The organism is Rhodococcus sp. SMB37 (assembly GCF_004345605.1).
GTDB lineage: Bacteria > Actinomycetota > Actinomycetes > Mycobacteriales > Mycobacteriaceae > Rhodococcus.
Window position 1 is genome coordinate 142,179 of the sequence record NZ_SLVY01000018.1, and the last position, 22,637, is coordinate 164,815.

Annotated in this window: 14 protein-coding genes and 1 pseudogene; 1 reads left to right on the forward strand and 14 read right to left on the reverse strand. The window is 65.0% G+C overall.

The genetic code is table 11. The features are described 5' to 3' along the window. Positions 1 to 48: 48 nt before the first annotated feature. The 8 genes from EV641_RS24435 to EV641_RS24470 all read right to left on the reverse strand — a co-directional run bounded on the left by EV641_RS24435 (position 49) and on the right by EV641_RS24470 (position 16,142). The gene (locus EV641_RS24435; protein WP_132475228.1) at positions 49 to 1,644 is read right to left on the reverse strand and encodes a molybdopterin-dependent oxidoreductase; all 1,596 of its coding nucleotides are present in this window, start codon (positions 1,642 to 1,644) and stop codon (positions 49 to 51) included. A 95-nt stretch (positions 1,645 to 1,739) separates the two neighbouring features. Further along, the gene (locus tag EV641_RS24440) at positions 1,740 to 2,114 is read right to left on the reverse strand and encodes a hypothetical protein (protein ID WP_054714056.1); all 375 of its coding nucleotides are present in this window, start codon (positions 2,112 to 2,114) and stop codon (positions 1,740 to 1,742) included. 42 nt (positions 2,115 to 2,156) lie between these two features. Then, positions 2,157 to 2,756 carry a histidine phosphatase family protein gene (locus tag EV641_RS24445; RefSeq protein WP_132475231.1) on the reverse strand — a complete coding sequence of 200 codons (600 nt, stop codon included), beginning with the start codon at positions 2,754 to 2,756 and terminating at the stop codon, positions 2,157 to 2,159. Between the two features lie 78 nt (positions 2,757 to 2,834). Continuing rightward, positions 2,835 to 4,766, reverse strand: coding sequence for an ATP-binding protein (locus EV641_RS24450; protein WP_054714053.1), 1,932 nt, complete (start codon positions 4,764 to 4,766; stop codon positions 2,835 to 2,837). 211 nt (positions 4,767 to 4,977) lie between these two features. Next, positions 4,978 to 6,906: an ATP-binding protein gene (locus EV641_RS24455; protein WP_241997442.1), complete on the reverse strand. Its 1,929-nt coding sequence runs from the start codon at positions 6,904 to 6,906 to the stop codon at positions 4,978 to 4,980. Between the two features lie 182 nt (positions 6,907 to 7,088). Continuing rightward, positions 7,089 to 10,370, reverse strand: a complete 3,282-nt coding sequence (gene lysX / locus EV641_RS24460; RefSeq protein WP_347238249.1) for a bifunctional lysylphosphatidylglycerol synthetase/lysine--tRNA ligase LysX — start codon at positions 10,368 to 10,370, stop codon at positions 7,089 to 7,091. A gap of 87 nt (positions 10,371 to 10,457) precedes the next feature. Then, positions 10,458 to 12,554 carry an efflux RND transporter permease subunit gene (locus tag EV641_RS24465; RefSeq protein WP_132475237.1) on the reverse strand — a complete coding sequence of 699 codons (2,097 nt, stop codon included), beginning with the start codon at positions 12,552 to 12,554 and terminating at the stop codon, positions 10,458 to 10,460. A gap of 141 nt (positions 12,555 to 12,695) precedes the next feature. Then, positions 12,696 to 16,142, reverse strand: coding sequence for a DEAD/DEAH box helicase family protein (locus tag EV641_RS24470; RefSeq protein ID WP_132475240.1), 3,447 nt, complete (start codon positions 16,140 to 16,142; stop codon positions 12,696 to 12,698). Between the two features lie 228 nt (positions 16,143 to 16,370). Here EV641_RS24470 and EV641_RS24475 point away from each other — a divergent pair, with 228 nt between their 5' ends. Next, a complete protein-coding gene (locus EV641_RS24475; RefSeq protein WP_241997443.1) occupies positions 16,371 to 17,672 on the forward strand; it encodes a Fic family protein in 1,302 nt (433 codons plus the stop codon). A 30-nt stretch (positions 17,673 to 17,702) separates the two neighbouring features. Here the strand turns inward: EV641_RS24475 and EV641_RS24480 are convergent, their stop codons facing one another. The 6 genes and pseudogenes from EV641_RS24480 to EV641_RS24500 form a co-directional block, all read right to left on the reverse strand. Then, a complete protein-coding gene (locus EV641_RS24480; RefSeq protein ID WP_132475246.1) occupies positions 17,703 to 19,211 on the reverse strand; it encodes an HNH endonuclease signature motif containing protein in 1,509 nt (502 codons plus the stop codon). Positions 19,212 to 20,119: 908 nt separating this feature from the next. Then, positions 20,120 to 20,380: a ribbon-helix-helix domain-containing protein gene (locus tag EV641_RS24485; protein WP_132475249.1), complete on the reverse strand. Its 261-nt coding sequence runs from the start codon at positions 20,378 to 20,380 to the stop codon at positions 20,120 to 20,122. 223 nt (positions 20,381 to 20,603) lie between these two features. Then, complete coding sequence (locus tag EV641_RS24490; RefSeq protein WP_132475252.1) at positions 20,604 to 21,182, reverse strand: hypothetical protein; 579 nt, start codon at positions 21,180 to 21,182, stop codon at positions 20,604 to 20,606. Positions 21,183 to 21,195: 13 nt separating this feature from the next. Continuing rightward, positions 21,196 to 21,459: a restriction endonuclease gene (locus EV641_RS30305; protein ID WP_347238248.1), complete on the reverse strand. Its 264-nt coding sequence runs from the start codon at positions 21,457 to 21,459 to the stop codon at positions 21,196 to 21,198. 77 nt (positions 21,460 to 21,536) lie between these two features. Beyond that, positions 21,537 to 22,154: pseudogene (locus EV641_RS30310) on the reverse strand (winged helix-turn-helix domain-containing protein); the annotation flags it as partial. Next, a complete protein-coding gene (locus EV641_RS24500) occupies positions 22,151 to 22,468 on the reverse strand; it encodes a hypothetical protein (RefSeq protein ID WP_199233377.1) in 318 nt (105 codons plus the stop codon). The pseudogene EV641_RS30310 and the gene EV641_RS24500, both read right to left, overlap by 4 nt. Positions 22,469 to 22,637: the final 169 nt, after the last annotated feature.

Sequence of the window (22,637 nt, forward strand, 5' to 3'; positions counted from 1 at the left end):
CACGACGAAACGGCATGTGTCCGGCTCACCGTGCCCACACCACAGTGCTCACACGACGGTGATCGAGCGGGTGTGCCATCCGCTGGCGCCATCGGGGATCGGCTCGACGCGCAGTTCGGTCTGGACCTCGCCGCCTCGATCGGTCGCCCGTATTTGAAGAGTGTGCGTGCCGGGCACGGCCTGCCACCTCCAATGCCATTGACGCCAGGTGTCGACGGAGTATTCCTCGGCTAGGGTCGCGTCGTCCCACGGGCCTCCGTCTACCCGCACTTCGACCCGGGCGATACCGCGGTGCTGGGCCCATGCCGTACCCGCGACCAGGACCTCACCTGCGGTGACACGTGCGAACGGCGCCGGAACATCGATCCGGGATGCTGTCTTGATCGGTGCCTGCTCGGCCCAACCGCGACGCGTCCAATACGCCTGTGCCCGGTCGAACCGTGTCACCTCCCAGTCCACGACCCACTTTGTGGCCGAGACGAATCCGTACAGTCCGGGGACCACCTGCCGGACCGGGTAGCCGTGCTCGAACGGTAGCGGCTCGCCGTTCATCGCCACCGCGAGCAGTGCGTCCCGGCCGTCACGCACGAGTGCTGTCGGCGTGCCCACGGTGAATCCGTCGACACTGGTCGACAACAACATGTCGGCGTCGGGCGAGATGCCCACCTCGTCGAGTAGGTCCTTGATCGGGTAGCCGATCCACGTGGCGGTGCCTGCGAGAGACCCGCCGACCTCGTTGGACACGCAGGTCAAAGTGATGGTCCGTTCGACGGGTGTGCGAGCCGTGAGATCGTCCCAGCTCAAGGTGATCTCCCGGTCGACCATGCCGTGTATCCGCAGTGCCCAGTCGTCGGTGGTGAGCATCGGCACCTGTAGAGCGGTATCGATGCGGTAGAAGGTGTTGTTGCCGGTGATGAACGGTGTCGCGCCGGGGACTGCGATCTCGGAGCCGGGTGCGACCGCCGGCGCACGATCGGCCGTCTTCACGAGTGGTGCAACGAAGGCCATGCGGTTGCGGACTGCACCGGCGATCGAGCCCGCGAGGTGACGGCCTGCCACACCGGCGGACACTGCGACGGCAGCAGCGGCGCCTGCCAGCACGAGAAATCGTCGGCGGGGAATCCCTGAGCCTGCGTGTGTCGCATGGTCGATCCCGAGTGCGCACCGAGTGAGAATGGTCAAGGTTGCGAGGCCTGCGGCAACACCCACGATCGTCGGAACGGCGTCGACGACGGTCGCACCGGGCCGGGTCGTGGCTGCATACACCCCGACGAGGCCGAGGCCCACGAGAACGAGACTGCCGTAGGGGCGCCCGGGCCGCTCGACGACCCCGGCGAGCGCGGCGAACACCGCGATCAGGATGCTCATCCCGATGAACAGCGCCGCCTTGTCGTTGGTGCCGAAGGCGGTGATCGCGATTTCACGCGCCCACGAAGGACTTCGGTCGACGGTCGTGGATCCGACTGCGAAGAACGGGGACGCGGACGATCCGAACGGCACCGCTACGAGTTCGCCCACTCCCAGGGTGACCGCGGCGGCCAGTATCCCGGCGAGCGCCCGCGCTGCGAGCACGGGCCGCGCATGCGGTCTGCGATTCCCCGTTTCCGAGTCGCCCGCGTGCGTGCTCTCCTCGTTCGTCGTCATGCACCCGTCCTTCCGTCATGTCGGGGAGGACTTCGGTACCGAACATGAAGCGGATGGGTGAGCCGGTGTGGCAGTGGACGACGCGGCTTCCGATATCAGCCGAGATACACGAAGTGCGACGGGCCTCCACCCGGCTCCGCGGAACCGGTGACCGCGGGGAAGTTGAACGGGAGTGCGGTGAGCTTGTGCGGATTTCCGTTCTGGTCGGCCTGCCAGCACTCGAGGAGCACACCGTGGAATTGCGTACATTCGATTCGCGTCGACTCACCGAACGGTGAGGTGAGACGGTTTTTCGCGACCAGCGGATTCCAGAATTCGCCGTCGCTCGGAACGAGGAAGTCGGGCTGTACGACGACGGTCACCGCGCCGTTGTCGGAGGGCCACTCGTCGGCAGCTGCGGTGCCTGCGGTGCCGAGCACCGCAGCGCCGGCCAGAGCAACTATGGACACTGTTCGGCTGAAGGTGCGCATGGTCCCTCAGCGTAGGAGCTGCGCTCGGCCGGTGTACCGGTTTCACACGCGCAATGTGTCGCGCACATGCCCGGTCTCGTTGATCGACGCAACCCGCCGCCGACCCGCACGGGAGACGAGAAGGCGCGTGACCGATGCGTATTCGATCGGGAATGCCAGCGGCAGCTCGAGCCCGAGGAGGTCTTGCAGCACGATGTTGATGACACCGCCGTGCGCGACGACCACCGCGGTCTCCTCATGCGCACACGAGGAAACGACCTGCTCGACCGACGTGAGCACCCGAGTGCGGAAAAGTTCCGCATCGACGAAATCGGGAAGGTGGCCAGCGAGGATGCGCTGATAGGCGTCGGATCCGAGTTCTTTCGCGGTTTCGAACGGAATGTAGTGATCGAGCTCGTAGTCGTACTCCGCGAGGCCCGCGATCTGCTCGACCGGCAGCGTCAGCCGGTCGGCGAGCGGCTGGGCTGTTTGGAGGGCTCGCAGCTGCGGGCTCGAGAACAACAGCGCGATCCGGTAGGGCGCGAGTGCTTCCACCAGCCGTCCGGCCTGGACCAGACCCTGTTCGGTCAGGGACGGATCAGCGCGCCCCAGGTTCACGCGGGCGTATTCCGGTTGGGCATGGCGGATCAGAAGAAGTTGCACGGAAACACCATGTCACGCGACTGGGCCTGGGCATGCTCGACCCCGGTTTCACGTGAAACTCAGTGGGGGCTACGAGCGTCATTGACCGGCCGGTATGCGCTCCTGCGGGGCCTCATCCCACTGGGGCAACCTTCTTGGCCGTTCGATGAGGGCGGTGGGAGTGGCGTCGTGTACCTCAGCGAGCAGCGTCGCCGGAAAGTAGACGGATGACGTCACCCCTGGATTTGTCTGGGAATCGAAGGTCGGGCGAAGACGGACCGAAAGTCCGTTACGCGCGGCCAGCCGCCCCACCACGAACAGGCCCATCTGGCGAGGCGCATTGACATCGACCCCGTCGCCGTCGGTGAGACGGGAATTGATCTTGTCGAGCGCATCGCGTGGGATACCGATCCCGACGTCGGCGATATCGAGGAGGAGCCCGCCCCCCACGGCCGGCGAGAACTCGACCCGGACCGAACTGTTCGGGGGCGACGCGCGCAGCGCATTGTCGACGAGCTCGGCGATCAGGTGCACGACGTCGTCGACGGCTGATCCGAGCAGATATCCGTGCGGAGTGCTCCCGATCCGGACACGCTGATAGCTCTCCACCTGGGACACCGCGCCATGCAACACGTCCGACAGCGGTGTCGGTGAGGTGCGGGTGATCGGCCGAGTGCCCGCCAGCACAAGCAGAGATTCGCCCGTGCGACGCATTCTCGTGGCGAGGTGATCGAGCGAGAACAGACTCTGGAGCCGTGCCGGGTCCTTCTCCTGGTATTCGAGGGAGTCGATGAGCGAGAGCTGCTGTTCCACCAGAGTCTTGTTGCGTCGCGCCAGCGTTTCGAACATGACATTCACCTGCTTACGGAGGTGGGCTTGCTCGCCGGCCAGTCTGAGTGCCTCGGTGTTCATCGAGTCCACAGCTCTCGCGAGTTCACCGATCTCCTCGTCGGTGTCGATGCCGATCGGGGCAAGGCGGACGCTCTCGACTTCGGCCCCGTCCTTGACAGCTGCGATGGCCGCGGGCAGTTCGGTATTCGCCGCCGCGAGCGTGCTGTCGCGGAGGCGGCGCATAGGAACCGAGAGGGACCGGGCAACGAGTAGTGCGATGACGAGGGCAAGCACGAGGATTGCGCCCACTACGACCGCGTCACGGATCGCGGCGGTGCGCGCGTCGGATGCGAGCCGATCGAGCGTGAGGGTGATCTCCCGGGTGGCGCTTTCGATGGCGGCGCTGTAGGGCTCGGAGGCCGCGATCATCGCGTAACCCAGTTGCTCACCGAATTCGGGAGTGGGCTCCAGGGTTCGGACGAGGGCACGCCGGCCCTCGATGTCGGCGAGCATGCCGTCGATCTGCCCGGTGTCGAGGCGGGAACCGAGAAGCAGACGGAGCGTCGCTTCCTCGTTGTTCATTGCGCTCTGGGCGACCACCTGCGCGGCCTCAGGGTTGGTGCCCAGAAAGCGGAACGATTCCATCTGTGCGAGCAGGTTGCTCTGGGCATCCCAGACGTTGAGCAAGTTGGTGGCGTCCACCAGCGCCTCGTTGCCTTCGAGGAGGTCGAACACGACGCGGATGATGTTCCGGCAGCGCGTCAGGAAGTCGGTGGTGGTGCGGCGCAGTTCGTCGGGGGCGATCTGCGCATTGACCGCGGCGAGGTACAGCGTCTCGCCATCCGCCAGCACCAAGTCGATGTCCTGCGCGATATTCGGATCGAGATCGCTTCTCGCCGAAACCCGTTCGGCGAAAGCCATCGACCGTTCGATGTCGTCCGTCGACATGTACTCGGCGGGCAGCCCGAGCGATGCCGTCGTCGCCACACTGAGTACGGCACGCGAGAAATCGAGCATTGCGGGGGCCACCGCGATCTGGTCGGCGAGCGTCGCGGCGCGCTGAGCATCCTCGAGTTGGGAGGACACACGGAACCCTCCGAGTACGCTAGCGGCGAGCAATGGGACTGCGAGGACGACACCGAGCTTGTATCCCAACCGCCAATTGCGCGGCTGAGCCCCCCGGATACTGCGCTGGCTCATGGTTCGAGTTGTTCCCTCCGCGAATGAATTCCGACGAAGCAAATACTTCTGCTCTTCACCCCAGCGCATCGTTCTACATGAGATATGTGATCTTGTACACCCTCCGTGCACCACTTACAGTTGGCCGCCTGTGGTGCAGGTGCGGGTCACAGGACGAACGTCGCGGCTTTTTGGCGGGAACGCTCCCGTTTCACGTGAAACACGGGGTACTTCAGCGACCACCCTGCATGTACGGTGCCGCGTCGTCTTCTCGGGAGAGTCGACGCGGACGTTCGGTGACCGCAGTCGTACTCGGTGCCTGGATTTCGGCGAGCAAGGACGAGGGAAAGTAGACCGATGCGGTCACACCGGCATTGGTGTCCGAGTCGAACGTGGGGCGGAGCCTGACGTTCATGCCGTTGCGCGCGGCGAGACGGCCCACTACGAACAGGCCCATCTGTCGGGGCGCGTTGACATCGGCCTCGTCGCCGTCGGACAGACGGCTGTTGATCTGAGCGAGTGCGTCGCGCGGGATGCCGATTCCGACATCGGCGATCTCGAGGAGAAGCCCGCCGCCTTCGGCAGAGGCGAACTCGAGACGGACCGGGCTGTTGGGAGGTGATGCTCGCAGAGCGTTGTCGACGAGTTCCGCGATCAGGTGCACGACATCGTCGATGGCGCTTCCGAGGAGATATCCGTGCGGGGTGCGTCCGATGTGGACCCGCTGGTAGTTCTCGACCTGGGAGACCGCGCCCCGCAACACGTCGGTGAGCGGCGCCGGGGATGTGCGGGTGCGAGGCCGGGTGCCCGCGAGCACGAGTAACGACTCGCCGGTGCGACGCATGCGCGCTGCAAGATGGTCGAGGGAGAACAGGCTTTGCAGGCGGGCGGGATCCTTCTCCTGGTATTCGAGCGAATCGATGAGCGAGAGCTGCTGTTCGACAAGAGTCTTGTTTCGTCGTGCGAGGGTTTCGAACATGACGTTCACCTGCTGTCGCAGGTGTGCCTGCTCGCCTGCGAGCCGGAGAGCTTCGTTCTTCATCGAATCCACCGCTCGCGACACCTGGCCGATCTCCTCGGTGGTCTCGATGCCGATCGGTGCGAGGCGGACGCTCTCGACGTCGGCGCCGTCTTTCACTGCGGCGATTGCGTTGGGGAGTTCGGTCTCGGCAGCGGCCAGGGTTTCCTTGCGGAGCCGGCGGAGTGGGAGGCCAAGAGATCGCGCGACGAGCAGGCCGAGTCCGAGCGCGACCACGAGTAGCGTGCCGATCAGGATCGAGTCGCGGATGGCGTCGGATCGGGCGTCGGAGGTGAGGCGGTCGAGTGTCGTCGTGATCTGATCGCTTGCATAGACGATGCTGTCGGCGTACGGCGCAGAAGCCGCCACCATCGAACCGCGTAGTTGCTCACCGAATTGGCGGGTGGGTGTGTAGTTCTGGATCAGCGCACGGCGTGCTGCGATGTCGCCGAGCATTCCTTCGATCTGGCCGGTATCGAGCCGCGACCCCAGGAGGAGCCGCAGGGTCGACTCCTCGTTGTCGATGGCCTTCAATGCAGCGGCCTGTGCCGCATCGGGATTGGTTGCAAGCATGCCGAGCGTTTCCATCTGGCTGAGCAGGTTGAGCTGTGCGTCCCACACAGTGATCAGGTTGGAGGCGTCGACGAGTGCGTCGTTGTCTTCGAGGAGGTCGAAGATGTCGCGGAAGATGTTCTTGCATCTGACCAGGAAATCGGTGGTGCGCCGCTCCCGTTCCTCCGCAGCCATGCCCGAATTCATCACGCCGTCGTGAAGAATCGCACCGTCGGTGAGGAGTGCGTCGAGTTCTTTGTGGATGGCTGGGCCGAGTCCGCTCTCGTCTGCCGTGTCGACCACCTGTCGCATCGTTGTGGTGACGTCTTCCGAGGTAGCCAGCGTCGGTGGAATTCCGAGGCCGGTCACGGTCACCATGCTCACGAGTGCGGTCGAGTACTCGAGCAGTGCCGGTGCGACGGCGATCTGGCCGGACAGGGCATCGTACCGGCTCGACTCCTCGAGCTGAGTGCTGATGCGGAGACCGCCGAGCAGCATCGCTGCGAGGAGAGGCACGGCGACGACGACACCGAGTTTGTATCTCAGCCGCCAGTTGCCGAGCTGGAAGATGCTGCTGCGGCGGAGTTTCACGCTCGGTTTTCCTTCCACACAGGGCTATTTCGGCGCGTGAGAAAGTGCGCTGGAATACGTTCTACCCCTCGAGGGTGATCTTGTACAAATCTCCACCCAAAGTTCGGGTAAAAGCCCGAAGTGTGATCTGCCTGCTGTGAAGGGTGTCAACCGTCCGGTGCAGGGAAAATGTGTATTCGACGTCAGCTTTGCGAATGCCGCGGCTTTACGAACGGGAATGCGAGTGATTCGCGGATACTCCCACCGAGGATCAACATCACGATCCGGTCGACGCCCATACCGAGACCACCCGTCGGCGGCATCGCGTACTCGAGTGCGTGCAGGAAATCGTCGTCGAGCTCCATCGCTTCCTCGTCGCCGCCCGCGGCGAGAAGCGACTGCTCGGTGAGCCGCGCCCGCTGATCGATCGGATCGGTCAGTTCGCTGTAGGCGGTGCCGAGTTCGACACCCCATGCGACCAGGTCCCACTTCGCCGCGACACCACGTTTGCGCGGGTGCGGTCTGGTCAGCGGTGAGACGGATGTGGGGAAGTCGGTGTAGAACGTGGGAAATTCGGTACGGGATTCAACGAGGTGCTCGTAGAGTTCTTGCGCCGTGGCACCCGCATCCCAGGCCGGGTCGTAAGCGATCGAGCGCTCGTCGCACATCCGGCGCAGGACCTCGACCGGAGTTTCGGCGTCGACGAACGTGCCCAGGGCCTCGGACAACGCGTCGTGGAAGGTCTTGATCGGCCACTCACCCGAAATGTCGATCTCCACCGGCGTGCCGTGGTCGTCACGGCGAACGATGATCTCGCGTCCGTGCGCGGCGACCGCTGCCCGCTGGATCAGGGTGCGGGCGAGTGTGAGCATTTTTTCGTAGTCGCTGTGCGCCTCGTATGCCTCGAGGATCGTGAATTCCGGATTATGCTTGAAATCTGTACCTTCGTTGCGGAATACGCGTCCGATCTCGAACACTTTCTCCATTCCGGCCACGCACAGGCGTTTGAGATACAACTCGGGTGCGATCCGCAGATACAGGTCGGTGTCGTAGGCGTTGATGTGCGTGGTGAACGGCGCGGCATTGGCCCCGCCGTGTACGGACTGCAGGATCGGTGTCTCGACCTCGAGATACCCGACGCCCTGAAGTTGGTCGCGCAGGGACCGCACCACGGCACTGCGGGCAGCCAGTAGCCGCTGTGCGTTGCGGTCGATCGCCAGATCCACGTACCGCTGGCGAACTTTCGCCTCCGGATCGACAAGACCGCGCCACTTGTCGGGCAGCGGATGCAGACACTTACCGTTGATTCGCCACGAGTCGGCCAGCAAGGAGACCTCCCCGGTGCGACTGCGACCCATCTCGCCGGAGACTTCAACGAGATCGCCGAGGTCGAACAGGAATTGGCGGCCACCGACACGTTCGCGATCGACGAGGATCTGCACATCACCGGACCAGTCACGCACGACGGCGAACAGGACTCCGCCGAAATCGCGGATCCGTAATATCCGGCCGGCTACCTGGACCGGCCCCCCGCGGATCGTCTCGCGGGCTTCGGCAACGGTATGGGTCGGTGCGTCGGCGACCGGATACGGGTCGACGCCGTACTCGACGATCCTCTCCAACGTATTCATCCGTACGCGGTCCTGCTCAGGACCTCGGCGATTACCGCCGGAGTGTGCCGATCGCGAGGGGGCAGAGTCGGCCTCCGAGGCACTTCCGTCGTCGGGCACCGCATCGGGATCGACCGGCAGCATCGAATGGGTACCGGTGTGCTTCAAAAGTTTCCGGCGACCGAAACTGGGCACCGTGAGAAAGCCCTCGGCAACCGACGAAGCCAGTGCGATACGCGGAATCTCGCGGTTGTCGCGAAAACAGAGGAAACGCGGCACCCATTCGGGGTGGTACTTGACATTGGATCGGTAGAGAGCTTCGAGTTGCCACCACCGGGAGAAGAACAGCAGGATCGATCGCCACAACCGCATGATCGGTCCGGCCCCGATGCGAGAGCCCTCTTCGAACGCGGAGCGGAAGACCGCGAAGTTCAGTGAGATTCGTTCGATTCCGAAAAGTGATGCGTGGGTGGCGAGCTCGGTGACCATGAACTCGACGACACCGTTCGGTGCCGCCGGGTCACGACGCATCAGATCGAGCGACACGCTGTTCTCACCCCAGGGCGCGAGTGACAGCATCGCGACCGGTGTGCCGTCGACGATCGCCTCGACGAGAAGACAGTTCGCGTCGAGTGGATCGCCCAGCCGGCCGAGTGCCATCGAGAATCCGCGTTCGGTGTCGGTGTCGCGCCAGGCGTCGGCGAGCCGGATCACATTGGCCATCTCGCCGGTGCCGACATCGAAGTGTCGTCGAATCCGTACGGACACACCGTGCTTGCGTGCCCGGTTGACGGCCTGTCGCACCGGCTTCATGTCGTGGCCGGTGAGGGAGAATCCCTGTGTGTGTAATACCGCCTCGTCGCCGAGCTGCAGGACCGACAGTCCGGCACGGTGATACGCCCGGGCGCCCTCTTCGCTCGCGCCCATCACGGCAGGTGTCCATCCGTACGCGCGGGCAAGGCCCAGCCATTCGTCGATCGCGTGCGGCCACGCCTCGGGATCACCCACAGGATCGCCCGAGGCAAGGCACACACCGATCTCGACGCGATAGGTGACGGCAGCCTTACCACTCGGTGCGAACACCACCGCCTTGTCGCGTCGCGTTGCGAAGTAGCCGAGCGAGTCGTTGCCATGCTGATCGAGCAGTCGCCGGATTGCGGATTCGTCTGTCCCGGTGAGCGCATTCGACGAGCGTTGGGATCGGAACAGGACGAACAGTGCGGCAAGCAACGCGAGTGCGCCGAGGAACCCGAGGGTGGTGCTGACGAGCCAGTGCGTGTGCCCACTGAACTGGTCGTTGTCGATGAAGGTCAAGGCGGTGACGCGATTGACTGCCCACCACAAGCGGTCCTCGGGAGGCAGAGTTCCGGGAAATAGTTCGACGAGCCCCCAGCCGATCAATGTCGCGGTGACGAGTCCTCCCACGAGGACCACCAACGACCACGGAATGGACCCCGGCCGCACGCGCGTGTCGAATTCGCCGAACGAGAGCAGCAGTACGCCCACGAGCAGCAGGTGCACGATCAAAGCGCCGAGGTGGCTCGGATCGCGGTCCACGATCGCGAGCATCAGATTCGTGAGCGCGAACCCGCCGAGGTAGATCGTGAGGATCCACCAGGCGATGCGCTTGCGCCCCGCGATCGCGGCGGCGAGCACCGCGACGACGAGCGCGAACGACAGACTCGTATCGGGGGCGTCGAAGTAGTACTCGTCGATGTACTCGCGCGGCGTGTGAAGCCAGACGCGCAATGTGGGCGACAGCGACCACAACGCGACGACGCCCGCATACACGGCGAGCGCCACTCCGAAGAAGTGTGGAACCGCCGTCATGCGGGCGTGGAAGCGTGTGGGCGCTGTGGGAGACGGAACCGTCACCGGGGACGGTGGATCCGGCCTCGCGGTGAGATCCGCAGACATGTCCCGACCGTATCGTTGTCGGGCCTCCGTTGCGAACGGTACGCGCTAGGACATTGCCTTCGTGTCGGTCTCGGCCGCGGTATCGGGCTCGCTACGCGACAGTGCGCTGGGCCACCAGACCTTGCGGCCGATGTCGATCGTCAGTGCCGGGACCACCAGCGACCGCACCAGAAGCGCATCGAGCAGTACGCCGAACGCGACGATGAACGCGAGTTGCGCAAGGAACAGCAACGGAATCACCGCCAGCGCCGAGAACGTGGCGGCAAGCACGATTCCCGCCGACGTGATCACCCCGCCGGTGACCGTGAGCGCACGGAGAGTGCCGGTGCGCGTGCCCACCTTCTTCGTTTCCTCGCGCACCCGGGTCATGAGGAAGATGTTGTAGTCGACGCCGAGCGCAACGAGGAACACGAATGCGAAGAGCGGCACCACCGGATCCGAGCCGGGGAAGTTGAACACGTGGTTGAACAGCAGCGACGACACACCGAGAGTGGCCGCGAACGACACGATGACGGTGAGCATCAGCAGAATCGGCGCGACGATCGCCCGCAGCAGCACGATGAGTACCAGCAGTACCACGAGCGCGACGACCGGGATGATCAGTGTGCGGTCGCGGGTAGCGGTGTCCTTGGTATCGAGATCGACCGCGGTGGGCCCGCCGACGAGAGCGTCGGAGCCCGGCACCGCGTGCACGGCTTCGCGGATGCGTTCGACTGTGGCCTCGGCCTCGAGCGAGTCGGCCGCGTCGGACAGGGTGGCCTGGAGAGCGATCTGCCCGTCGACGACGGTGGGGGCACCGTCCGGGCCGGTGACAGGTTCGACGGTGGTGACGCCCTCGATCCGGGCGGCGTCGGTCACTGCGTCGCGTGACGGTTCGTTTGCGATGATCACGGTCGGCGAACCGCTGCCTGCGTCGAAGTGCTCACCGAGGATCTGCTGTCCGGACTTGGAATCGGTCTGCAGGAGGAACAGATCGGACGAGGCCACACCGGCAGCCTTGAATTGCGGCAGCAGCAGCGCGAAGGCGACGAGTACGAGACTGCACACGATCCAGATGGGTCGCGGTTTCGATCCCACCCACTGGGCGATTCGGTTCCAGAAGCGGTGCGCCTGTTCGAGGTTGTCGCTGTCGAAATTCGGTTCGTACCGCGGCCGGGTGGGCCAGAAGGCGACTCGCCCGAGTAGGACGAGGGCGGCGGGCAGGAAGGTCATTGAGGCGACGAACGACGCGGCAATACCGATCGCGGCGACCGGTCCGAGACCGCGGTTGGAGTTCAGATCGGACAGCAGCAAGCAGAGCACACCGAGGATGACGGTGCCCGCCGATGCTGCGATGGGTTCGAGCGAGGCGCGCCACGCTGTGCGCATGGCAGCGTACTTGTCTTCCTGGATGCGCAATTCTTCTCTGAAGCGGGCGACGAGCAGCAACGCATAGTCGGTGGCTGCACCGAATACCAGGATGAACATGATGCCCTGGCTCTGCCCGTTGAGCGCGATCGTGCCTGCGTCGGCGAGCAGGTAGACGAGCGCACTGGCGAGCGCGAGTGCGAACACGGCCGAGATGATGACGACGAACGGAAGAATCGGGCTGCGGTAGACGACGATCAGGATGAGCAGCACCACACCGCCCGCGACGAGCAGCAGCAATCCGTCGATCCCGGCGAACGCAGCCGAGAGATCCGCCGCCTGACCCGCGGGTCCGGTCACGTGGACGGTCAGGCCTTGCGGTGCGCCTTCGAGCGCGGTACGCAGCTCTTCGACGGCATCCTTGACCTCGACGTTGCTGTCGATCGGGACGATCATCTGCACTGCCTGCCCGTCCTCGGAGGGGATGGGCGGCGGTCCCGCCGATTCCGTGGCGAGGAAGGCGATGTCGTCCTGGGTGATCCCGCCGTCGCGCTCGGCGACGACAATCGCCGGAATAGCGTCGCTGTCGCGGAACTCGGCGTAGATCTCGTCGGCGCGGGTCGATTCCGCCGAGGCGGGCAGGAAGGAACTCGCGTCGGTCGAGGCGACTTCGCTGAGTTTGCCTGCGAACGGCCCGCCGCCGCCCGCGATTCCGAGCCATACCAGAAGGAGCACGGCGGGTATCAGCCATCGCAGACGAGAACGGTGGGGTTTCGATGTCGTCGTGGTGCTCAAGAGCTCCTCCTGGTCGGGCCGGCACGGAACGTGCAGGCACCATGTTGCCTCGAGTGTGTCGGTCGCTCAGGATTCGGAGTAACAGGCCACCCGGATGGGCGCACACCAGCGTGGGAGGGTTTCGTCGGTGAGCGCGTCTGATCAGGCGGTGGCTGCTCCTGCAGAGTTACTGATCGACCGGATGACGCCGACGAGGCGTTTCGTCTGCTCGGGTGCGAACAGTTGGGTCGGCCCCTGCGGCGCGGTATCGGTGAACGGCGCTTCGAACAGCAGCTTCGGATCCATTTCTCCGTGCCGGGTGAGGTGACTGATCACAAGGTTGACGAAGTCGATCTGGCTGGACGAGGCGGTCCGCTCACCGAGGAACTCCGCGAAAGCTTCCTGCACGGCCTGCTGGTCGAGCCCGACCAGGGAGCGGATGAATCGCCCGAGCCCCTGTGCGTTTGCGATGGCCCGTTCCATGTCTTCGGAGTCGCCGGCGCCGCTGCGCGCCAGCAGGTCTTCGAGGGATTCCAGGTCTGCCGCGGTCAGTGACTTCCCGGAACGCAGCTTCTGCAGGGCGAGGTTGTCGGGCTGGCGGCGCAGGTAGTCGCGCACCTTCGCGGTGTAGCGCTCGACGTCGGTACCGGACCGCATCTCCGGCATGTCCCTTTCGACGACCTCGCCGCGGGTATCGGTGAAGTCGGTGTAGACGATGGCGCGCTTCTTCTTCGCCAGCAGCCCGACGACCGATCGCAGTTCCCGTCGCGCGTGTTCGAGCATCTCCGGGGTGACGTCCAGCCACCATTCGTCGCCCGCGACTTCGCGGAGCAGTTCCTCTTTGGCCTTGACCTTCGGGATCGCCAGCCCTTCCTCGAGCAGCCCGTCGGCGACACCGCGGATGGTGCCTTCGTGTTTCGGAAGGGTGCCGTCGTCGATGATGACAGCGAGCTGCCCTCGCAGGACGACGAGATCGAACCGCTTGGCCATCTCGTCGCTGTCGCGCACGGTGGTAGGCAGCCCGGCGAGTGCCTCGACGATCTCGGCGGCCTGCTGCTCTGTCAGTGAGTCCCAGGCAGCGCGGTCGGTGTACTTCTCGACCTCACGACGACGGGTGCGGACGATGAAGTTGTCGAGCCGCATACCGGCGACCTGGGTGTGCAGTGTGTCCGCGGTTGCCTTGCGCAGCTCGGTCGCCCCGCCGGAACGGTCCAGTGCAGCAACGAGTTCGGTGCGAACGGTGAACAGCCGCTGCGACAGCGAGGGTGAGAGCGCGCCCTCGGAGGCGTCCGGGTGCTGATCGAAATAGTCGAAGTTGCCGCACACGTCGAAGATGAAGAAGTCCGTCTTGTCTTGGCCGGGACCGTACAAGTCGGGTCGCAGCCGGGTGCCGCGGCCGACCATCTGCCAGAACTTCGACTTCGACCGCACGGGTTTGAAGAACACCAGGTTCACGACTTCGGGGACGTCGATGCCGGTGTCGAGCATGTCGACGGAGATCGCGATGTGCGGTTCCTGGTCGGGCTGGGAGAACTTGTCGATGAGGTCTTGACCGTACGTCACCGAGTGGGTGATGACGCGCGCAAACGAGCCCTTGAACTCGGGGTAGTTGGCGTCGAACCGATCCGCGATGAACTGGGCGTGCCGCTCGTTCTTCGCGAAGACGATGGTCTTGCCGAGCCTGTCGCCACCCGCGACGCGGTGGCCGTGCGTCATGACCGTTTCGAGGACCTTGTCGACGGTGTCGATGTTGAACAGCCACTTGTTGACGGCCTCGGCCTGGACGACATCGGGGATCTCGTCGTCGGGGACGTCGTCGCCCCAGTCGATCCCCTCGTACCGCTTCTTCTCCTCGTCGGTGAGGTCGGCGTAGCGGATTCCCTGCAGCGGGAACGTGAGTGGCACCGTCACCGCGCGCGGCGGTACGAGGAACCTGTCGTTGATTGCCTGGTCGAGCGAGTAGTCGTCGGTGGGGACGCCGGTTTCGAGGTGGAACAGCTGATAGGTGTTGTAGTCCACCTCGTCCTTGGGGGTGGCGGTGAGGCCGAGCAGCAGCGAGTCGAAGTAGCCGAAGATGTGCCGGTACTTCTGGTACACGGAGCGGTGCGCCTCGTCGATGACGACGAGGTCGAAGTAGCCGGGGCCGAACCGTTTGGCACCACTGTCGGTTTCGTCGATGAGTCCCATCATCGTGGGATAGGTGGAAACGTAGACGCGGCCCTCGGTGTTCTTGTCGGTGAGCAGGTTCACCGGCGACGAATCGGGTAGATGCGTCTTGAAGGCGGCGACGGCCTGCTTGACGAGGGCCTTGCGGTCGGCGAGGAACAGCACCCGCTTGACCCAGTTGGCGCGCATCAGCATGTCGGCAAGAGCGACGACGGTACGGGTCTTTCCGGAACCCGTGGCCATGACCAGCAATGCGGCCCGCTGGTTCTCGTGCTCGAACCGTTCGGCGACAGCGCGGATGGCCTTCTCCTGGTACGGCCGACCGGCGATTTTCTGCGGTACCGGAATGTCGGCCAGCGGCCTCATCGACGATCGTCGAGCGACGAGCAGTTCGAGTTCGTCGCGGGTGTGGAAGCCGGCGACCTGCCGCACCGGATAGCGTAGGTCGTCCCAGAAGTGGTGTTCGAAACCGTTGGTGTAATAGATGACCGGGCGGTGCCCCGTCATCTGTTCGAGGCAGTCGGCGTACAGCTTCGCCTGTTGCTTCCCGGCGAACGGATCCACGGACGTCCGTTTCGCCTCAACCACGGCGAGCGGGCGCCCGTCGGCGCTCCACAGCACATAGTCGGCGAATCCGCTCTTGCCGTCGGGCATTCCGGTGACCGGGTATTCGCGGTCTCGCGGCTGGTCGAGCAGCCACCCGGATTCGCGGAGCATCAGGTCGACGAGGTCGCGGCGGGTCTGCGCTTCGTCGTAGTCGTGGGTGTCGGGTGCGACGGCACTGGCCTGGTGGGCCGCCTCGATCTGGGCGCGCAGCTCCGCGATGAGCTGCTCGAGGCTCGCTTTCTCCAGCTCTGCCGTCTCGGCGGCCTCGTCGCGGGCCTGGACCTGCGCGATGAGGTCCTGCTTCTCGGCCTCGGACTGCTCGAGCTGCGCGTCTTTGGTGGCCAACTCGGCTTCGAGTTTGCCGAGCTGCGCGACGGTCTTCGCCACGACAGCCCCGCCGCCGGGCTTGGGCAGCCGCGCCGGATCGAACTGCTGCTGCGGCGACGGCTTGCTCGACGGCTGCGTCGCATAGTTGCGGGCCAGCCAGGACAGGATGTGGAACAGTTCCGCGAGCGCCTTCGTGCCGGCGTCCTTCGGGACGGACCTGGTCTCGTGGACCGCGGTGTTGCCGAGTCGGCGGATGAGGTCCATCTTCGCGACGAGGGAGTGCCCGACGACGGCGACGAACTTGCCGTCGTGCAGCCGGGCCGCGAGGTCGGACTTGTACGGCTCCGCCAGGTTCTGGGTGCGGTAGATCCATTTGACGGTGTGTTCGACGACACGGCGGGCGTAGAAGCAGGTGGTGCGCGGGTCGAAGAGCGCGTCGCGTTCGGCCTTCTTGGCCTCGGCATGCAGCTGCGGCCATTCGGCCTGTAGGAAGTCGAAGTTCCCCACCATGGGCCGTGGTCCTCTCTTGGCTCGTGTGCGCGCCCGCGCAGTGACGTTTCGTTCTGCGCTCGATCTTGGCACAGGCATCCGAATTTCTCGGAGCCGACGAACACTACGGACCGGGTCCGACACGAACGCCGGGGCCGAATGTCGACAACCTTCAATGGCGGCCGTCGCGCATTAAAGATTGAGATACTAAACTTTGATTGCAACGGGCAAAATGAAAGGATTCGCATAGTGGCCGAGCTGTATCGCGCGTACTGGGAGCCGGATCCCGGTTCCGGTCTGGTTGCGCGCGATCGCCGCGGCGGTCACTACGATCGCTACCTTCCCGATCTGGTGACGGACCGACCACTGACCGTGCCTCCAGGCGTTGCGGTGCGCGCCGCGTCCGCAGAGCGTGATATCAGGCAACTCGGGACAGGTCCCGGTTCGGGCGGCCTGCAGTCGATCGCTCGATTTCTGCTGCGGTCGGAGGCTATCGCCAGCTCGATGATCGAGGGGATCGCCCCTTCACCTCAGCAGGTCGCCCTCGCTGAATTGGCGCAGGACGAGGACATCCGCGGGTTCAGCGACCAGGCGCGCCTCGTGGCCAACAACATCTCGGTCCTCCGGCACGCGTCGAGCAGTCTGGTCGACACCGACGCCGTCACCGTGGATGACATCGTCATGCTGCACGCAGCACTACTGCCCGATGAACGGCATCACGGCCTCCGGCAGGTTCAGAACTGGATCGGAGGCTCGAATTGGCATCCGCTCGAGGCGGATTTCGTCCCGCCCTCGCCCGAGGATGTCGGACCGCTGATGACCGACCTCGTCGACTATCTCAACGGATCCCTACACGGACCGCTGATTCAAGCCGGGATCGTGCACGCCCAGTTCGAAACGATCCATCCGTTCACCGACGGCAACGGTAGGGTCGGGCGCGCGTTGATCCACACCGTTCTTGCCAGGCGCGGTCTGGCACCGGAAGCGGTGCTCCCGATCAGTCTCGTGCTGTCGACTCTCAGCGACCGCTACGTCGACGGGTTGAGCGCCTACCGGTATGTGGGCAACCCGGTCGATCCCGACGCCGTCGCTGGCGTGAACGATTGGCTCTCGACGTTTATCGAGTCCGCTGTCATCGCATCGGAGCACGCGCAACGCTTGGCACGGGACATCGACGAGCTGGCGCTCGAGTGGGTTGGCCGCCTTGCCGGCCACCGCGAGGCGCAAGGGCTTCGAGGGGAGCCCCGCGCAGGGTCCGCGACAGCACGCATCCTTCCGGTGCTCGCCGAGGCGCCGATCATGACCGCGCGCACTGTGCAACGGATCCTCAGGGTGTCGTTCCCCGCAGCGCGAGCCGCGCTCGACGAACTCGCGGACGCTGGAATTCTGTCCCGTAAAAGCGTCGAACGCGGCACCACAGGGTACGTCGCACGCGAGGTCCTCGACCTGATCGGGCTCACCGAACGCCGGCTCGCGAGTACGCGTTTCGATACGAGAGTCTCGGCGCCGAGCGCTCGCGCGCCTGCCGTTCCGCCACCGCGGCGGCGCTGATCGACTGTTTCCGAGAGACGTGTGTCGGTATCAAGGATGTGGCGGGCCGTTGTCATCACTCCGGGTGGCGCCGGATGTATCTCTCCGGCGCGGCCGTTCCCGACGGTATCGGTGCCGGGCGAGGGCGCCGGCGACGAAATGATCCAGGTGGTGCCGGTGATTGACCCGGGGGCGCCGGTCGGGGTCGATGTGAGGTGGCGCGATCCATTCGATGCGGCCCGGATTTGCAGCATCAGGCGGTGCGACGCGGGTTTCCCATCCGCCGGGGCCATCGTGAACGAGGGCATGGCAGCTGTCGCAGGCGAGATCCTCGTTGGTGATGTCGGTGGCGCCGCCGTACTTCCACTCGGTCACGTGGTGCACGGCTGTGAGGGAGGCAGGAGCATCGCAACCGGGGCGTGTGCACCCGCGAGACGCTGCGATGAGGGCAAGTCGCTGATCCACCGAGGCGAGGCGCCGGGCGCGACCGAGGTGAAGGGGGCGGCCGTTGTGGTCGAAAATGGCGAGCACCGGGTGGGCGTTCTGCGCCATGCGCAGTGCATCCCTGATGGGAACGATGCCGCCGGTGGCGGTGGTTGCCACGCCGGACGCCTTCTCGAGTTGGTGTACCGACATGGTGAGGATCGCCGTTACCGGGAGGCCGCGATGACTGCCCAGCACACCAGACGAGAGCATCTGCCGCAGTGCGAATTTGAGAGCGTCGTGGTTGCGTTGGACCGCTGTGCGGGTGTCGCGGGCGGCGGCCTTCGCCATCGCCGTACGGTCCAGATTCGGGGAATCGGCATCCCCGGAGGGTGATTCGGGGTCGTCGGGGTTATTCATGCCGGGGCGGGCGAGTTTGGCGAGCACCGGTTCGAGGAGTGCCCGCGTCTCCGGATCCAGCAGTCCGGATATCGGAGTCATGAGGTCGGTGCCTTGCTTGCCGAGCCGCAGGCCGCGGCGACGCTTGCGTTCGCGTTCGTCGGGGGCGTTGCCGTCGGGGTTGAGGTGGGCGAGCAGGTGGATGCCGATCTTGGTGACGTCTTCTGGGGTGGTGGAGCGAGCGGTGTCGGCGAGGATCTGCTCTGCGGCGTCGATTTCGTCGCGGGTGGTGCTGCTCGGGAGCTGCCGCATGGTTCTGGCGATGGCGGCAATGTGGTCGGGGCCGATGGCGCCTTCGCGGCTCGCCGACGCGGTGGCGGGCAGGGTGGCGTCCATCGGCTCGCCGCTGAGGGTGTGCCACGTGCCGGTCTTGTTGGCGCCCTTCACGCGTCTTGCGGCGTCGGCTCCCGAGATGCGGAGAGTGGAGACGAGGAAGTCGTTGATGGAGCGGCAGGCGAGGTGCGCGGGGATGGACCGTTCGACGGATTGGACGACGAGCCGGTGCCCGACGGCGGCGGCCTTCCTCAGAGAGACCTCCATCCGTTGCAGCGCTTCGACGACATCGGCTTCGGACAGGCCCGTCAGTGGTTCGGCGAGGAGACCCTCGACGGCGGCGTCGAGGACGGCCAGGTGGTGTCCCACCTGGCCGAGCGCGTCGACACCCTCATTCGAAAGCATGTTCTAAGTGTAGCCGGACCCTCCGACAAGAAATGGAAATCGGCAAGAGGTGGAAATCCGCGCGGTGCTTCCGATCTGGAGAACACTTTTGTGTTGACGCTCGTCGTCGCGCATGGGACCATCCCTGAACCGGCCTGAAACCAGGTCGACCCCGGAGGGTGCGGGAACACCCAACCGGGGTCTGGGCACACGACAGAACGGAACTGTCATGCACCGTAGGGTGGAGTCTATCCACACGCCCCCAGGGGGCGCTTCTGATGGTTCGGTCTTCGATACCGACCCTCTTTTTCTCACCCCGCCGGGGTCTTCGCTGACGTCCTGACTTCCCGAGCCTCTCGACACATCCGTCGAGGGGCTCGAGGTGTTTGTGCTGCGACGTGTGCGCGGGCCGGTCCGGTAGCCGCGACACGTCGGAGCATTCGTCGCTCGCCTCCCAGAGTCCGACGTCAGCGCAACGACGCTGCGCGCAGGGGTGCCATTCCCGTGCGTGAAACCGACTGGGCACCAGTATCCTTCGTCTCCGCAGCTGGTGGTGGAGCACCCGATCGCGCGGGTCGACACAACCGACCGGGTCCAGTACAAGCCGCACGTCACTTCCGACGTGGGGCCAGAAGTGCTGGCCGAGATGGTCTATCGGGGTATGGCGACCGGGCAGCTGTGGGGAAGGGGCCGAAGGCAAGCTCAGCGGCCCGCAGGGTCTCCGTACGGTTGGGCGCAGCCGCCCGCAGGGCGTCGTCTGGCCAGGCCACCGAGTCCGGGCAGAACCCCATCGAGTTCCCGGCCGAGAGTTGAGGAGTGGCAGCCCCGCTTACTGCGGGACCGGACTCCACCCCCTGGACTGGTCTCGTGCACATCCGCAGGGGGATCGAAATCAAGGCAGGAGTGCTCGAGTGTGGATTAATGTGCCTTCACGCGACCTGAACCCAGGCGCGGATCGCTTCTCGAATCGCCTCCGACCTGGACACATGCTCCTTCTCTGCCCGCGCGTTCAGTGCCTGCAGCAACGCTTCGTCCATGCGGACCGGGACCACTGTTGCGGGGCCGTCTCCGATGGTCGGGCGACCACGCTTACGTAAGGTGGGGACGTCGTAGCCTGCCTCGGCTTCGTCGGCCCAGCCTTCGATCATCTCGTCGGTGACGGGGGTTCCGTCGATCGTCTCACCGGCCATACGCAATAGCGTAATACGAAATGGGGTTGGCCTGAACTCGCACGTAGAAGGCCAATACGCCAACATCCCGCCACAATGCTTTGCGGGTATCGAGCCACGAGCGCCGCACCGACAGCTACTGGTCCGGTCGTAAGTCGACCCAGCTCGCTCGGAGGTACTACTGACGGCGGCGGTAGCGCGGCGCGTGCTGCCTGAGGTGGTGTGCGTGCGTTTGCAGCGATTGTCAGGCGTCGGTGGCTCGCCCGAGGACATGCGCCGCGAACGCACGGTTGTGGTGCTGCGCGTACGGGCCGCGACCCTTGCCGACGAGCAGCTCGGCTAGGGGGCGGATCGCGGTGGCGAGAGGCAGGCCGAAGAACTGTTCGTCGGCCCCATCGTCGGACAGGAACCAGTCGATGACGGCACCGTCGCCGTCCGCCGACGCCATCCCGGTGCGATGGAAACGCAGCAGAGGGAGGCTGTCCTCCAATTGCTCGACGGTCTTCGAAGTGGCGGCACCGAGAGCGGACTCCGACACATACAGGACGATGCGGTAGTCCACGATGTCGCTTCCCTCGAGGTAACGCTCGACATACAGCACTTCCATCGGCCCGACGTACAGCGTGAAGAGACGCTGCATCTTGGCGGTCTTGTTCGTGGTCGGGAGCGCGCTCAGCGTCCACCGGTCCACTTCCGCGCCGGCCGGGTCGTCGAAGGCGTCGGTGAGGTAGTCGGCGACGAGGTCGACGGCAGGATCGAAGAACGGGTCCCGTTGCAGTTCGGCGAAGTTCTCGTCGCTGGCGGAAGGGTGGAGTGTTTTCACGGGTGTCCTCGGTTCATTCGAAGTAGTCTTCGTCGACTTCGACGACGGTGAAGGTCTGTCGAGTCTGGACGGCGACGCCGTACCGGATCATCAAGTCCGCGAGACGCTGCCCGTCGATGAGGATGATGCGAGTGCCGATGCTCTGCGCGTACTCGCGGGCGCCGACGGTGAAGGAGCTGGTGGTGATGAAGACGCCGCGGGCGGCGCCGACGCCGTGCAGGGCACCGACGAACGCCTGAATCTCGGGTCTGCCGACTGTGGGGGTACCGCCCTGCACGGAGTGCTCGGGGGATTTTCGGCGGCGTAGCGCTTGGCCTGCACGTAGATGCGTTCGAGTCCGAGCGGGTCCTGGTCGATGACACCATCTACACCGCCATCGCCCGAGCCGCCGATGCGGGCTGCCCGGCCTTCGGTACCGCCGTATCCCATAGCGACGAGTACGTCGAGCACCGACTGCTCCAGGAACTCAGGGGCCTGATTGCGGAGCCGGTCGAGAAGGTCGGCTGCGACCTCGGCGTGCAGGCGACCGACACCGCCTTCGATCTGCTCGAGTGGCTCGATTTCCTCCTCGACCGTCACGTGTGAGTCCTGTGGGACATCGATCGTCGAGGCTGTACGTGCCGGGGCGTAGTCCTGGTATTCGGGGAGTGTTGTCAGAATTTTCTCGGTGATCCCGTTGGGGTGTTCCGCGAGCAGGCTGCGCCCGGCATCGGTGATGACGAAGGTTGCGCGGGCCGGCTTGTCGACAAGCTTTGCGGGGTAGAGCCCACTGAGCGCCCATCCGATCCGATTGTCGGCGCGCCGCTGTCCCGACGGAAGCATCTCCGCCCGCTGCTCGGCAGTCAATCCGAGATGGTCCTCCACCGCTGTATGCAGGTCTCGCTTTCGCCAGACCTGTGCATCCATAAGTACTTCCAGCACAGGGGTGAGAAAGCCGGACCATACCGGCATCTCCGATACCGGCGCGGTCATAGCTCACCTCGGAAGGCGCGGGATTGGAGGGATGCGAAGAGAGCGTCGAGCTCGGCGAGCGCGGTGCGGTGCCGAGCTTTGTTGGATTCAACGGCCGCCACCCGCTGCTCGAATTGCATCTGCGTCGCAGACGGCGCTTTCGGAATCCGAATCGCCTGAACCTCACGAGCATTGATGTTCGCCATGCCGACGATGCTTTTGCACATTCCTCTCAGAACCGCTTTTCCATAGCGGGAGTTCAGGAATGCTGAAATGTAGTCGGGTGAGTTTCCCTCCGATGCACGCAACCGGACGAGATAGCCGGCGTACGCCATCGGCTGGGCGCCACGATAGACAGCCGTCTTCCCGACCAGTTCGGCGCTGTTGGTGCGATTGAACAGAACATCCCCAGGGTGCCGTAGTTGTTGACTTCCGGGGCTGCGGCCTGGAGTTTCATGCGCTCAAGACCAGGTCGACCGCGTGATGAGGGTTGGCCGCCAGTCG

Excerpts from the sequence above, each read along its gene's own strand:
- EV641_RS24435 (WP_132475228.1), bottom strand. The coding sequence starts at position 1,644 with ATGACGACGAACGAGGAGAGCACGCACGCGGGCGACTCGGAAACGGGG.
- EV641_RS24440 (WP_054714056.1), bottom strand. The coding sequence starts at position 2,114 with ATGCGCACCTTCAGCCGAACAGTGTCCATAGTTGCTCTGGCCGGCGCT.
- EV641_RS24450 (WP_054714053.1), bottom strand. The coding sequence starts at position 4,766 with ATGAGCCAGCGCAGTATCCGGGGGGCTCAGCCGCGCAATTGGCGGTTG.
- EV641_RS24470 (WP_132475240.1), bottom strand. The coding sequence starts at position 16,142 with ATGGTGGGGAACTTCGACTTCCTACAGGCCGAATGGCCGCAGCTGCAT.
- EV641_RS24480 (WP_132475246.1), bottom strand. The coding sequence starts at position 19,211 with ATGCTTTCGAATGAGGGTGTCGACGCGCTCGGCCAGGTGGGACACCAC.
- EV641_RS24485 (WP_132475249.1), bottom strand. The coding sequence starts at position 20,380 with ATGGCCGGTGAGACGATCGACGGAACCCCCGTCACCGACGAGATGATC.
- EV641_RS24500 (WP_199233377.1), bottom strand. The coding sequence starts at position 22,468 with ATGGCGTACGCCGGCTATCTCGTCCGGTTGCGTGCATCGGAGGGAAAC.